This window comes from Mycobacterium sp. PDNC021 (assembly GCF_048282635.1).
GTDB lineage: Bacteria > Actinomycetota > Actinomycetes > Mycobacteriales > Mycobacteriaceae > Mycobacterium > Mycobacterium llatzerense.
On the sequence record NZ_CP182502.1, the window covers coordinates 2,474,006 to 2,486,842 of the forward strand.

The following is a 12,837-nucleotide window of genomic DNA, read 5'->3' on the forward strand; positions in this document are numbered from 1 at the left end:
TCAGTCGGCGCTCAGCGCGCGCTGGGCGTGGGCCCGGCGGTCTTCGATGACACGACCGAATTCCTGTAGCAGCACCGGATTTCGCTGCACCACCGTCTCGATGCAGTCTCGTTCGACGTGCACCAGGGTCACTTCGTCGAGCGCCTGCGCGCTGCCGATGACCGGCTGGCGCGTCAGCGTGCTCTGACCGAGATAGCCGCCCTCGTCGAGGATTCCGATCACCGCGCCCGGCTCGTCCGCGGTGCCGGTGGTCAGCTGGATGCGACCGGACACGATGAATCTCATCCCCTCCGGCACCTCGCCGGCGCGCTGGATCGTCTCGCCGATTGCGTAGCGTTCCAACGTTGCGGCCGGGGCCAGGTCGGTCTGCTGCTCGGCGCTCAGCTGCAACGTCGGCGTGATGACCCGGCTGACGGCGTCCGCGAGTCGTTCGGGCGTCGAGAACTGGTCTTCGGCTTCGTCCAGGTGCAGGCCCATCCGCCGGGAGGCGTACCAGACCCATTGCAGGAAGAGTGTTTTCGCCTCGCCGTCGTCGGCGGGGGAGTGCAGCGGAATGGTGGTCTGATACTCGAGTCCTCCCGCGGGCGTTGCCGACGCGGTGCCTTCCCGGCGCCGCATCGGTAGGTCGCCGGCCAGCCGGGTCAGCATCGCGCACACCTGGTTCGGTGGGTCGTCGAGCGAGAAGATCGTGGTCACGGTGATCGAATGCGCGCTCGCCGGCCGGCTCAGATTGGTGAACGACGCCCCGGCCAGGACCGAGTTCGGCGTGATCCGCAACCCGGAGCCGGTCTCCAGATGTACTGCGCGCCAGTTGACTTCGACCACCCGCCCCCGTGCGGCGGTGGTATCCAGCCAGTCGCCGATCTGAAACGGCTGCTCGAACAACATCAGTAGGCCCGAGATGATCTGGCCCACCGAGTTCTGCAGCGTCAGGCCGATGACGATCGAGGTGATCCCCAGCGCGGTGAACAGGCCACGGACGTTCGCGCCCCAGATGTACGAGAAGATCACCGCGAGCCCGACCGCGATGAGCACGAACCGGGCGACGTCGACGAAGATCGTCGGCACCCGCTTGCGCCAGGTCCCGGCCGGGGCGCCCTGGAACAGTGCGGCGTTCACTCCGGACAGTAGCAGGACCAGCACGACGAACGCGAAAAGCGTTGCGACGGTGCGCACCGAGGTGGATCCCGCCGGGACCTGTCGGGCCTCGGTCAGCAGGAGCAGCAGTGCGCCGATCGGCAGCAGGTAGTTGCGCAATACGGTCACCGGCCGGAGCAGGAAGCTCTGCCTGCGGCGCAGCGCGTGCTGCCATTCGGTGAGCGCGACCAGCCCGATCGGCAATCCGATTGCGATGCCAACGGCCCAGTAGAACCAGGCCGAGGTGAACACGTCGGCGATCACCTCGGTTCCACCAGTCGCCAGATCGGCTCGTCCTGTCCGTCAACCGATATCGTGCCGACGGACGTGAAGGTCATGGTGGCCTGCAGCGCCTGATACACCCGGTCGGTGACGTCGATTCCCGGTTGCGGTGAACCGCTCTTGACCTGGTACGCGACGTTGACCGCCGCGCCCCACATGTCGTAGACCACCGAGTGCTGACCGCCGAGGCCACTACTGACGGTGCCCGTGTCGATGCCGGCCCGCAGGCTCAGGTGGTTGCCCGTTTCACTGTTGAACCGGTCGATGATCCGTTCGCATTCCAGGGCGAAGTCGACGGTCCGCCGGACGTTGTCCAGTCTCGGTACGTTGAGACCGCAGCTGCCCAGGTAGCCGTTGCGGATCGGGCGGCCGCGCTCGATGCCGAGACTGTCTGCGGCGGCGTCGAATTGGCGCTCGATCTCGTTGACGACCGCGAGCGACCCCTGTGACGTCAGCTGCGCCTGCAGCCGGTCCAGCCCCATGATCTCGGTGAAGATCACCGTGACGTTCTGGTGCTCCTCGGCGACGATCTCCTCGCCCTGCTGGTAGCGCTCGGCGACCGGTTCGGGCATCAGCAGCGCCAGGAGCTTTGCGTTCTCCTTGCGCTGCTCGACGAGGAGCTCTTCCTTGACGGTCAGGCTTCGGCTCATCTCGTTGAAAGCCTCTGTCAATTCGCCGATTTCGTCTCGCGTCTCGACGGGGACGGTGACGTCGTAGTCGCCCGCGCTGATCCGCTGCGCGCCTGCTTCGAGCCGCCGGAGCGGCCGGACGAAAAGCTGGGCGAGGAACATCGCCGCGATGCAGACGGCGAAGATGATCCCCACGGTCGTCAACACCATGGTCCTGGTGAATGCGGTCTCCCGCTGGAAGGCCTCCGAGGTGTCGATCTTGCCGATGATGGTCCAGTGCAGTTCGGCGTCGGGAATCACGATGGGCGCGTAGGCCAGTAGCACCTCGTGGCCCAGATAGTCGGTGGCCAGTCGGGTTCCCGATTCACCCCGCAGGGCCTGCCGGTTGGTGTCCGGCGGCACGGGCTGTACTAGGGTGGTGCCGCCCAATTGGATTGCCCGAGCGGCGACGTCGGCCGGCGTGCCCGCCGCGACGACGTCGCGCTTGTAGACCTGCGGATCCTGCAGGAACATCCGGGAGTCCGAACGCATCAGATCGTCGGGTCCGACCAGGAAGACCTCGCCGGTATTGCCCAGGCCGGCTTCGTTCCAGCGCTTGTCGAACGTCATCAGGCGGTTGATCTTCGAGACGGGGAACTGCAGGGCCAGCACGCCCATCGCGCGTCCCGCGGTCACGATCGGCGTGACCATCCAGGCGGTGGGTTCGTTCTCCGCCGGCTGGTACACCTCGAAATCGGTGATGCCGACGTAGTCGACGGAGTTGGCGGACATCGCTTTCTCGTACGCGCCACGGAGTTTGGAGCCGCTGTACGGTCCGGTCAGGATGTTGGTGCCCAGGTCGACGTCCTTGTACGCGGTGTAGACCATGTTGCCGCGGTTGTCGAGCAGGATGGCGTCCTGGAATTCGAATCGGGTGACGATCTGGCGGAAGAAGTCTTGATACCGGGCATTGGCCGCCGACCAGGTGCTGCCGTCGTGGGCATCGTCGACCTTGATCGCGGTGTCGTCATCCTTCCGAAGGGCGGTGTAGTTCGCCTGCAGATACCGCTGCGGGTTCTCCCGCGGGAGCAGTTGATCGACGTTCAGCTTGGCGCCGCTGGACTGCTGCACCTGGTTGAGGAAAGTGTTTGTGTAGTAGTCGTTGATCGACTGCGACTGCGCCGGACTGATGGGCTTGTCCGCCAGCGCGTCGAAGCCCGCGGTGAACTCCGCCAGCGCGGCCTGGGTGTGGGTGCCGCGCGCGTAGATGATCATCGAGTTCCTCAGATCAGTCAGCTGATCCTTGAGCTCGCGGGACTGGGACTGCCGAAGTTCGGTGAGTCGGTTCAAGACCGAGTCCCGCAGCGAGGCGCGGCCGGCCCAGAACCCGATGACGCCGACCACGGTCGCTGCCACGATGGTGCACAGCACCAGCATCACCACGAGCTTCGACTGGATGCTCACCCGGGACAGCAGTTGCCGACGCTGGAATCGCATTGCCGTCCCTCCGGTTGACCCGGGCGCAGATTAACACCGGAATCGCAGGTGGACCCCGGTGTTCGACAGGTCAGCCCTGGGCGAGTGTCGACAACTCGGGGCCCGACACCCGGTAGGTCGTCCACTCGGTCTGCGGCTTGCCGCCGACCTCGTCGTACAGGGCGATGGCATTGACGTTCCAGTTCAGCACCGCCCACTGCAGCCGGGAGTAGCCGCGCTCGACGCATTCGGCCGCCAGCGTCGACAGGAGCTTGCGGGCCAGGCCGCGGCGTCGGAAGTCGGGGCGCACGAACAGATCTTCGAGGTAGATGCCGGAGACGCCGTCCCACGTGGAGAAGTTCAGGAACCACAGGGCGAACGCCGCCGGCCGGCCGTCGACCTCGACGAAATGACCCGAAACGGCGGCTTGCCCGGACTCGGCGCCGCCGAACAACGCGGTCCGAATCTGCTCCGCGGTCACCGTGCACTGGTCGGCGGCCTTCTCGAAGGCGGCCAGTTCGTGGATCATCGCGGTGATCTCGACTTCGTCGCCCGGTTGGACTGGGCGGATGATCGTTGTCATTTGTGGAGTCCTGTCATTGCGCTATCCCCAGTGCTGTCAGCATCGTCCTGAATTTTGTTGTGGTCTCGGTGACTTCGTCATCGGGGTCGGACTCGGCGACGATACCGCCGCCGGCGCGGGCATCGATGGACAGCCGGTCCGCGGCCAGCTGGCCGCACCGGATCGACACCACCCACCGGCCGTCGCCGGCACTGTCGCACCAGCCGACCGCGCCGGCGTAGAAACCGCGGTCGCCCTCCAACTCGGTGATCAGCCGGGCCGCCGCCGCGGTGGGGACCCCGCCGACCGCCGGTGTCGGGTGCAGCGCGATGGCCAAATCCAGTGCGGTGGTGGAGGGTTCGCGCAGACGTCCCACGATGGGTGTGCTCAGATGCCAGACGGCCGTGGTGGCGCTGACCTGTGGCTCGGCGGCGATGTCGAGTTCACTGCACAGCGGTTCGAGCGCCTCGCGCATGATGTCGACCACCAGCTGATGCTCATGCCGGTTCTTGGCCGACGCCGCGAGCGCGGCGCCGTTGGCGGCGTCGGTCTCCGGGTCGGGGGACCGCGGCGCCGACCCGGCGAACGGCTTGCACGTCACCATGTCGCCGCGGCGGGCCACCAACAGTTCCGGGCTCGCGCCGAGCAGCGCGGTGCCGGAGTATGGCGGACCGGCTGCGCTGAGATCGGTGAAAAATGCTGTGGCGCTACGATCTTCGGTGAGACGGGCCAGCACCGCATACGGATCCAGCGCGTCCTCGGCGACCAATTGCAGCGCCCGGGCCAGCACCACCTTGTGCAGGCCTGTCGACGGATCGCGCAGGGCCTGCACCGCGGCGGCCACCCGGGCCCGGTGCTCATCGGGCGACGGCAGGCTGGCCGCGATCCGGACCGCCGGCAGCCGGTCGGCGGTGAAGGGCAGGGCATCGGCATAGGTGACGGCGGCCGGCGCCATCAACGCGGCCGGGGAATCCAGGTCAAAGGGCAAGGCGCCCACCAGAATCGGCACGTCGTCGTCGGCCAGCGCCTGCCGGGCGTCGTCCAGATCCGAGAACGCCTCGGCAGGCCCCTCGGCCAGCATGACCCCATCGGGACCCGCCAGTACAAAGACCGGGTTCACTCGGGCAGGCACGGGTTGGGGTGGCCGGTCAGACCGAGCGCGACGAGCTGGCGCACGCCGTGCTCGAAGCCGCACACCGAGATCGAGGCCGCCGCCATGGAGATCCGGATGCCGTCCGTGATCGGAAGCTCCATCCAGCGGGTCATCACCGCACGCGAGAAGTGACCGTGCCCGATGAACACGACGTCGCGCGTCGCCAGGTGTTCCAGGGCCAGCGCCACGGCACGGTCGGCGCGGGCGCTGACGTCGGCCAGGCTCTCGCCGCCGGGGCAGCCGTGCGTCCACACCAGCCAGTCGGGGACCTGATCGCGAATCTGCGGGGTGGTGAGGCCCTCGTAGTCGCCGTAGTCCCACTCGGCCAGTAGTTCGGTGGTCTCGGCGACGTCCAGCCCGGCCAGTTCGGCGGTGACCACGGCGCGTTGGCGCGGGCTGCTGATCACCAGCGGATCGTCGAGCTTCAGCTCGGCCAGTGCCGAGGCGGCGCTGCGGGCCTGCTGCCGGCCTTCGTCGGTCAGCCCCAGGTCGGTGCGTCCGGTGTGCCGGCCGCTGCGCGACCATTCGGTCTGCCCGTGGCGAAGCAGCAAGAGCCGGTGTGTCAGCAGCTCACCTGGCGGGTCGACGGCAACATTCACGCCCGAGATTCTGCCCCACGGTGAGCGGCGCCACATGGCCGCGTGTCAGGATGGGCACCGTGACGCGGGTACTTGCGGTCGCCAACCAAAAGGGTGGCGTCGCAAAAACGACAACAGTGGCTTCTCTGGGTGCAGCGCTGACCGAGGAAGGCCAGCGGGTTCTGCTTGTCGACCTCGATCCGCAGGGCTGTCTGACCTTCTCTCTCGGCCAGGATCCGGACAAGCTGCCGGTGTCGGTGCACGAGGTGCTGCTCGGTGACGTGGAACCCGACACTGCGCTGGTCTCGACCGCCGAAGGCATGACGCTGCTGCCGGCCAACATCGACCTGGCCGGCGCCGAGGCAATGCTGCTGATGCGGGCCGGCCGGGAGTACGCGCTCAAACGCGCGCTGGCGAAGATCGCCGACCAGTTCGATGTGGTCATCATCGACTGCCCGCCGTCGCTGGGCGTGCTGACCCTGAACGGTCTCACCGCCGCCAACGACGTCGTCGTGCCGCTGCAGTGCGAGACGCTGGCCCACCGCGGTGTCGGCCAGTTCCTGCGGACCGTCACCGACGTGCAGCAGATCACCAACCCCGACCTGCGGCTGCTGGGCGCGCTGCCGACGCTGTACGACGCCCGCACCACGCACAGCCGGGACGTCCTGCTCGACGTGGCCGACCGCTACAGCCTCGTGGTGCTCGCCCCGCCGATCCCGCGGACGGTACGGTTCGCCGAGGCCAGTGCTTCCGGTTCGTCGGTGCTCGCGGGCCGAAAGAACAAGGGCGCCATCGCTTATCGCGAGCTGGCGTCGGCTCTGCTGAAGCATTGGAAGAAGAACAAGGCGCTGCCCGTCTTCACCCCTGACGTGTGATCGGTCGGGTCACTGACCCAACGCGACCAACTGACTGCCGCGCTGCTCCAGCAGCGTCGGGCCCGCCATGGCGGGAATGACCGCGGTGTTGACCGGTTGCCGCGCCAACGCGATGTGCGTCTGGCCGGCGCCGCTCAGCGCGTCGAACGTGTCGTAGCCGCTGGTCACCGGAACCAGCAGGTGCCCGGCCAGCATGGTGGCCGGGCCGATAGGAGCCTGCCCGCCCTGCGCGCTGACGGTGTACCGGTAGCGCAGCCCGTTGGCGTCGAAGACCAGCACCGAATCGCCCGTGTACCAGGTGACGACGTCACCGACTCGAGTCGTCGCGGTCACCGGCGTCGGGGGATGCGGCAGCAAGGTGCTGGCGATGGTGTTGCCGGTTTCGTCGATGATGTTCACGCACGGCTGCGGCGTCGGCACGTAGATCGCGGCCTTGGTCTCTGACACCGCGATCACCTGCGCGTCGGAGTCCGCGGTGACTCCGGGTAGCGCCACGCGCTTGACGTCCGGCTGGTCCTCTTCCTTGGCTGCCTTGAGCAGCGTCAGCCGCAGGTCGTTCTGCTTGGGGCAGGCCTCCATGACGGCCACCGACGACGGGCTCGCCGCGGCGGACGTCAGTCGGCACAGGGGAGAGGCCGGCACGCCGGGTTTGACGACCGCGTCGAGGTAGCCGTAGCTGATCATCCGCACCAGGTCGGAGCGCCACTGCTCGAGCCGGCTGTCGCCGTACGACAGGATCGTCGTGCCGTCGGTGGACAGCTTCACCTCGGCGTCGGCCAGGCTGCTGCGCGCGGGGCCGCGTCGCCCGGTGCTCGCGTCGATGGCGCTGGCCTGTCCGCAGCCGCGCCCGTCGGGATACACCGCCACCGCGAATTGGTAGACGGTCGTGACGCCGCACAGCTCGCGGTCGCGCGCGTAGCTCCACAGGGTGTTGCCGGTGACCGGGTCGCGACCCTGCATCTCATCGCCGTTGCCCGTGACCACGACACCGCTGACGACAGCCGGCTGGGTGGTCTTGCCGCTGGCCGCGGTCCACAGTTCATGCAGCGCCGTGGGCACCGTCTTCGGGGCGTGCAACGCCGGGATGGGACGGTCTGCGGGCCTGCTGACCGTGGCCCGCGCGTCGCTGTTCCACCAGATCACCGCTGCGCCGACGGCGACCACCACCACGATGGCCGCGGCGGCGATCAGATCAGCTTTGGTACGTCGTTCCGGTTTGACCATAGGGCTCGGGCGGCCTGCGGCTACTCGGCTGCAGGCGCTGCGACGGCGGGGGCGTCAGTGGCTGCCCCAGCTGTGGCCTTGCTCGGACGACGACGCCGGCGGCGGCGACCCGAGTGGGTCGACTCGGCGGGGCTGTCGCCCTCCGGTGCACTGCCTTCGGCGGTCTCGCCGTCGGTGGCTCCGGATGCCTCGACGTGGCCGGTGGCCGACTCGCCGGCGCGGGTGCGGCGGCGGGACCGGCTGCGGCCACGGGCCGGGCGGTCCTTGTCGGTGCTGGACTCGCGCTTGAGCTCGGGGTCGGACGCCGACTTCTTCGCGGGCTTGGCCCGCGACGCGCCGATCGAGCCGGTGATGTCGGTCGGGATGTCCAGCTCTTCGTACAGGTGCGGCGAGCGGGAGTAGGTCTCGGCCGGGTCCGGGCAGTCCAGGTTCAGGGCCTTGTCGATGAGCGACCACCGGGTCAGCTCGTCCCAGTCCACCAGCGTCACCGCGATACCGGTCTTGCCGGCGCGGCCGGTACGGCCGATGCGGTGCACGTAGGACATTTCGTCCTCAGGGATCTGATAGTTGATGACGTGCGTGATGTCGTCGATGTCGATGCCGCGGGCTGCGACGTCGGTCGCGACCAGGACGTCGATATCCCCGTTGCGGAACGACTTGAGGGCCTTCTCGCGGGCGATCTGGCCCAGGTCACCGTGGACAGCGCCGACCTTGAAGCCGCGCTCGGCGAGCTCGTCGGACACCTTCTGGGCGGTGCGCTTGGTGCGGGTGAAGATCATGGTCGCGCCGCGGCCGTTGGCCTGCAGGATGCGACTGACCATCTCCACCTTGTCCAGCGCGTGGGCGCGGTAGACGTACTGCTTGGTGGAGTCGTGGGTGGCCGCCGAGTGCGGGGCCTCGGCCCGGATGTGCGTCGGCTGGTTCATGAAGGTGCGGGCCAGCGTGATGATCGGGTCCGGCATGGTGGCCGAGAACAGCATCGCCTGCCGGGAATCCGGGGTCAGGCGCAGGATGCGCTCGATGTCGGGCAGGAAGCCCAGGTCCAGCATCTCGTCGGCCTCGTCGAGGACCAGGACGCTCAGGCCGCCGAGCTGCAGGTGGCCCTGCTGGGCCAGGTCCAGGAGCCGGCCTGGGGTGCCGACGATGACGTCGACGCCCTGCTGCAGGGCTTCGATCTGCGGCTCGTAGGGACGGCCACCGTAGATGGCTTCGACGCGGAGTTTGCGTTCCCCGGACTCGCCGGCCTTGAGGTGTTTGCCGGCCATCGTCAGGTCGCCGTACACCTGGATGCAGAGCTCGCGGGTGGGGACCACGACGAGGGCGCGGGGGGTGCCGGTCAGCGGCAGCGTCGGATCGGAGGCGACGCGGTGCAGCAGCGGCACGCCGAACGCCAGGGTCTTGCCCATACCGGTGCGGGCCTGGCCGATGAGGTCGTCGCCGGCCAGCGCCAAGGGGAGGGTCAGCTCCTGGATGGCGAAGGGGTGGTGCTTGCCGTCCTCGGTCAATGCCTGGACGATTTCGTCCCGAACACCGAGGTCAGCGAAGGTTTTTTCTTCTGTGATCGTTGCAGTTAAAGCGGTCATGAGGTGGCGTGGATGCCTTCCAGTGTCATCGGAGTCAGTGCTCGCTGTTGTTCCACGCGCGCACGAGTCTGACGACAAACACTTGGGGCCCTCGGGGCGATTCTGCCGAATTCAGCCGGGTTTCCGGCGAGCTGGAGAACCGCCTACCGCGTAGGTCGCGGATGGAGGCGGGCCAACACGTGCACGCACATTTCCTTGGTCGCAGCCTGTCTCGCTCTACGGAAACGGCTACAGCCGAGACTATTGTAGCTGGTCGCGTCGCCGGTCGGCTGTGACGCGAGTCGCGGTCTAGAGTTGGGGCCATGCCTTCGACGTCCCAGGCGCAGCCCGAGCAGACGGCAACTCCGGTGCAGCCGGCGGTGTCAGGTGATCATCCCGGTATCAACGAGTTGTTCGCGTTGTTGGCCTACGGGGAGGTCGCCGCGTTCTACCGGTTGACCGAGGAGGCGCGGATGGCGCCGAACCTGGCCGGCCGCATCAACCTGGCGCGGATGGCCGCTGCCGAGATGGGCCACTTCGACGTCTTGCGCGAGGCCTTGCTGAGTCGTGGCGTCGACGTCGTCCCCGCGATGACGAAATACGCTCCGGCACTGGAGAATTACCATCGGCTGACGACTCCGAGCACCTGGCTGGAGGCGTTGGTCAAGACCTATGTCGGCGACGCCCTGGCGGCGGACTTCTACCTGGAGATCGCCGGTTCGCTGCCCGCAGAGGCAGCCGACGTGGTGCGTGCGGTGCTGTCGGAAACCGGCCACTCCCAGTTCGTGGTGGCCGAGGTGCGGGCGGCGGTCGGCGCCAGCGACCGGCAGCGGCACCGGCTGGCGTTGTGGTCGCGGCGGTTGCTGGGGGAGGCGATCACCCAGGCGCAGTTCGTGATGGCCGAGCACGACGAACTCGTCGACCTGGTGCTGTCCAGCGGCGAAGGCCTGACCCAGATGACCGAGTTCTTCGAGCGCCTGCAGGAGACACACAAAAACCGGGTACGCGAACTCGGCCTCGGCTGAGCTCACGCACCCGGTTCTGTGGTGCCGTGTTGACTACTTCGTGCAGGTGGTGATCAACGTGTTGTTGTTCTGCGCGGCGACCGCTGCGCCCGACCCATCACTGATCGAGCAGTTCAGCTGACCGGTGACGCTGGTGGCGGTCACCGAGCTCAGCGAGACGCCCGGGTTCAGGGTGACCGTCTTGGCCCACGGCAGGGACACGTTGACGTCCGTCTGCAGCGCGCCTTGGCCGTCCGTATAGATCACCGTGACCAGGTCCAACAGCGATTTGTTGCCGGTGATCCGGTACGTCACCGTGTTCGGGACGGGCGCCGCGGGTACGGCCGCCGGATCGACCGGCGGGACGGCCTCGGCCGTCGGGGCCGGTGCGGTCGGGGTGACGGTCGTGACGGTCTCGGGTGCCAGCGACGCCGATGGCGGCGCGGCGGTCACGCGGGGGCGCGGAGCCGCTGACGGTGCTGCCGAGGCCGACGGCGCGGCGGACTGGCTGGTGCTGGGCGGGGTGATCGGCGCGGTGACCGGGCCGCTGTCGCCGCCGCCGAGGATCACGACGGTGCAGATGACCGCGACCAGCAGAATGGCGCCGGCGACGCCGGCCACCCAGACCCACCGCCGATCGATGGCGTCGTCGTACTCGTAGATCTCGTCGTCGTCGTAGTCGTCGTACGCCGCGTCGGCATCATTGCCGGCGTAATCGGCGTCTGCGGCCGTGAACCGGTCGGTGTCGCCGTAGGTGCTGGTGTACTCGCCGGTGGGGCGGTCGGCCAGATCGGTGGCCGAACTGTACGGGCCGTACCCGGTGCTGGAGCCGTAGCTGTAGTTGGCGCTGCCGTAGCTGTAGCCGCGGTCGTAACCCTGGTAGCTGGGGGTGTCCCCGTAGCCGTCGGTGGACGCGCCCGACGGTGCTGAATATCGCGAATATGTCCTGCTCATGGCGACTTTCCCCGGTCGAGTTTCACTTACCTCGTCGATGCTAGTGGTGTGAAAGTTACGGATGAGGTTGGCTCGCTGGCCATCGGATAACGGTCGGGACTCGGTTGGGTCCACCGCGCCGAGACGACCCGTCGCGACCTCGCAAAGCCGTGCCGGCGGGCGGGGATTTCCGGGCGGCAACTGTGACGACGTCGTGACCTCGACGGCGCGTCCCACCGGTCCGCCATGGCACCTCCGTACATGGTTCGCCTACGGCGAACGTGCCCGCGGGTACCGCGGCCATCGTCGTCCACTAGCCTCCTGAGGAGAGTTCGGTTGCAGCTCGAATGAAGTCTTGAAACGAATGAAAGGGGTCAGCGTGGAGGTCAAGATCGGGGTCACCGACAGCCCGCGCGAACTGTTCCTCAACAGCGCGCAGACTCCGGAGGAAGTGGAGGCGTTGGTCACCGACGCGCTCGCCAAGGAGTCGGGCGTCCTGGCGCTGACTGACGAGAAGGGTCGCCGGTTCCTGGTGCAGACCGCCAGGATCGCCTACGTCGAGATCGGTGCGGCCGACGTCCGCCGGGTCGGCTTCGGCGTCACCGGCAAGGACTGACTACCGCCGCAAGCAAAAACTGCCCCTCTCCGTTCGGAGAGGGGCAGTTTTGTTTGGTTCGAGCCGCGTCAGCGGGTGAGTGGAACGTGTGACAGACCGCCCCAGGCGAACTGCACCGTGCCGTCGACGGCCGCGTCCTTCGAGATGGGGCGGTCGTTGTTGAGCCAGTAGCGTGCGCAGTCGACGCTGATCGCGACCAGGCCGACGGCGATCATGCGAGCGCGGTGCGCTTCCAGGCCCGAGTCGCTGCTGACCAGGTCGAACACCGCATCGGTGCACGAGTCGGTGGCCACCTTGACCTGCGCCGAGACCTGCGGCTCGGTGACGTAGTCGTTCTCGAAGATCAGCCGGTAGCCCTGGCTGTCGTGCTCGATGAAGTCGAAGAACGCCTCGACGGCGGCACGCAGGCGCAGCCGGTTGTCGGTGGTGGTGCTCAAGGCGCCGCGGACACCCTGCAGCAGGTTGTCGACGTGCCGCTGCAGCACCGCCAGGTACAGCTCCAGCTTCGACGAAAAGTGTTGGTACAGGACCGGTTTGCTCACACCGGCGCGCTCGGCGATCTCGTCCATGCCGGCGGCGTGGTAGCCGCGGTCCACGAAGACGTCGCTGGCCGCGATCAGCAGCTGGCCGCGTCGTTCGTCCCGGGGCAGCCGGTTGCCCCGCCGATTCGTGGTCGGGCCGCCCTGCGTGCCGTCAGTTCCGGCTTGCGTGCCTCTGGCGTCAGAGGTGTTGGCAACCTCGCTCATCACGTCCTCAATCTGGCATTGTCCGGCACACATGTCCGTGACCAACTGTTCAGGGACCGGTCCGGACCCTGGTGTTCATGG

Annotated in this window: 12 protein-coding genes; 3 read left to right on the forward strand and 9 right to left on the reverse strand. The window is 67.8% G+C overall.

Annotation, left to right across the window (positions count from 1 at the left end; translation table 11 throughout):
* The 5 genes from ACNO8X_RS11680 to ACNO8X_RS11700 all read right to left on the reverse strand — a co-directional run bounded on the left by ACNO8X_RS11680 (window position 1) and on the right by ACNO8X_RS11700 (window position 5,817).
* Window positions 1-1,398, reverse strand: a complete 1,398-nt coding sequence (locus ACNO8X_RS11680; protein WP_418005870.1) for a mechanosensitive ion channel family protein — start codon at window positions 1,396-1,398, stop codon at window positions 1-3.
* On the reverse strand, window positions 1,398-3,524 hold the full coding sequence (locus tag ACNO8X_RS11685) for an adenylate/guanylate cyclase domain-containing protein (RefSeq protein WP_418005403.1): 2,127 nt from the start codon (window positions 3,522-3,524) through the stop codon (window positions 1,398-1,400). Before ACNO8X_RS11685 ends, ACNO8X_RS11680 begins: the two co-directional genes overlap by 1 nt.
* Before the next feature lie 70 nt (window positions 3,525-3,594).
* Entirely contained in the window at window positions 3,595-4,086 is a 492-nt protein-coding gene (locus tag ACNO8X_RS11690; RefSeq protein ID WP_418005404.1) for a GNAT family N-acetyltransferase, read from the reverse strand.
* Between the two features lie 13 nt (window positions 4,087-4,099).
* The gene (locus ACNO8X_RS11695) at window positions 4,100-5,146 is read right to left on the reverse strand and encodes an isochorismate synthase (RefSeq protein WP_418005871.1); all 1,047 of its coding nucleotides are present in this window, start codon (window positions 5,144-5,146) and stop codon (window positions 4,100-4,102) included.
* Window positions 5,147-5,181: 35 nt separating this feature from the next.
* Window positions 5,182-5,817 (reverse strand): acid phosphatase, encoded by a 636-nt coding sequence (locus ACNO8X_RS11700; RefSeq protein WP_418005405.1) that lies wholly within the window; start codon window positions 5,815-5,817, stop codon window positions 5,182-5,184.
* Window positions 5,818-5,867: 50 nt separating this feature from the next.
* Here ACNO8X_RS11700 and ACNO8X_RS11705 point away from each other — a divergent pair, with 50 nt between their 5' ends.
* Entirely contained in the window at window positions 5,868-6,671 is an 804-nt protein-coding gene (locus tag ACNO8X_RS11705) for a ParA family protein (protein WP_043392459.1), read from the forward strand.
* 9 nt (window positions 6,672-6,680) lie between these two features.
* Here ACNO8X_RS11705 and ACNO8X_RS11710 read toward each other — a convergent pair whose 3' ends face one another.
* Together ACNO8X_RS11710 and ACNO8X_RS11715 are read right to left on the reverse strand one after the other, a co-directional pair.
* Window positions 6,681-7,895, reverse strand: coding sequence for a hypothetical protein (locus ACNO8X_RS11710; RefSeq protein ID WP_418005406.1), 1,215 nt, complete (start codon window positions 7,893-7,895; stop codon window positions 6,681-6,683).
* A 20-nt stretch (window positions 7,896-7,915) separates the two neighbouring features.
* The gene (locus ACNO8X_RS11715; RefSeq protein ID WP_418005407.1) at window positions 7,916-9,478 is read right to left on the reverse strand and encodes a DEAD/DEAH box helicase; all 1,563 of its coding nucleotides are present in this window, start codon (window positions 9,476-9,478) and stop codon (window positions 7,916-7,918) included.
* Window positions 9,479-9,780: 302 nt separating this feature from the next.
* On the opposite strand from ACNO8X_RS11715, the gene ACNO8X_RS11720 reads away from it, so the two are divergent.
* Window positions 9,781-10,482, forward strand: coding sequence for a ferritin-like domain-containing protein (locus ACNO8X_RS11720; protein ID WP_260939937.1), 702 nt, complete (start codon window positions 9,781-9,783; stop codon window positions 10,480-10,482).
* 33 nt (window positions 10,483-10,515) lie between these two features.
* Here the strand turns inward: ACNO8X_RS11720 and ACNO8X_RS11725 are convergent, their stop codons facing one another.
* Window positions 10,516-11,415: a hypothetical protein gene (locus ACNO8X_RS11725; protein ID WP_418005408.1), complete on the reverse strand. Its 900-nt coding sequence runs from the start codon at window positions 11,413-11,415 to the stop codon at window positions 10,516-10,518.
* 358 nt (window positions 11,416-11,773) lie between these two features.
* On the opposite strand from ACNO8X_RS11725, the gene ACNO8X_RS11730 reads away from it, so the two are divergent.
* The gene (locus tag ACNO8X_RS11730; RefSeq protein WP_043392935.1) at window positions 11,774-12,010 is read left to right on the forward strand and encodes a DUF3107 domain-containing protein; all 237 of its coding nucleotides are present in this window, start codon (window positions 11,774-11,776) and stop codon (window positions 12,008-12,010) included.
* A 68-nt stretch (window positions 12,011-12,078) separates the two neighbouring features.
* On the opposite strand, the gene ACNO8X_RS11735 is transcribed toward ACNO8X_RS11730, so the two are convergent.
* Entirely contained in the window at window positions 12,079-12,756 is a 678-nt protein-coding gene (locus ACNO8X_RS11735; RefSeq protein ID WP_418005409.1) for a TetR/AcrR family transcriptional regulator, read from the reverse strand.
* Window positions 12,757-12,837 lie beyond the last annotated feature (81 nt).

Coding starts and splice junctions, on each gene's coding strand:
- ACNO8X_RS11685 (WP_418005403.1), bottom strand. CDS start 3,524: ATGCGATTCCAGCGTCGGCAACTGCTGTCCCGGGTGAGCATCCAGTCG.
- ACNO8X_RS11690 (WP_418005404.1), bottom strand. CDS start 4,086: ATGACAACGATCATCCGCCCAGTCCAACCGGGCGACGAAGTCGAGATC.
- ACNO8X_RS11695 (WP_418005871.1), bottom strand. CDS start 5,146: ATGCTGGCCGAGGGGCCTGCCGAGGCGTTCTCGGATCTGGACGACGCC.
- ACNO8X_RS11705 (WP_043392459.1), top strand. CDS start 5,868: ATGGGCACCGTGACGCGGGTACTTGCGGTCGCCAACCAAAAGGGTGGC.
- ACNO8X_RS11710 (WP_418005406.1), bottom strand. CDS start 7,895: ATGGTCAAACCGGAACGACGTACCAAAGCTGATCTGATCGCCGCCGCG.
- ACNO8X_RS11715 (WP_418005407.1), bottom strand. CDS start 9,478: ATGACCGCTTTAACTGCAACGATCACAGAAGAAAAAACCTTCGCTGAC.
- ACNO8X_RS11720 (WP_260939937.1), top strand. CDS start 9,781: ATGCCTTCGACGTCCCAGGCGCAGCCCGAGCAGACGGCAACTCCGGTG.
- ACNO8X_RS11725 (WP_418005408.1), bottom strand. CDS start 11,415: ATGAGCAGGACATATTCGCGATATTCAGCACCGTCGGGCGCGTCCACC.
- ACNO8X_RS11735 (WP_418005409.1), bottom strand. CDS start 12,756: ATGAGCGAGGTTGCCAACACCTCTGACGCCAGAGGCACGCAAGCCGGA.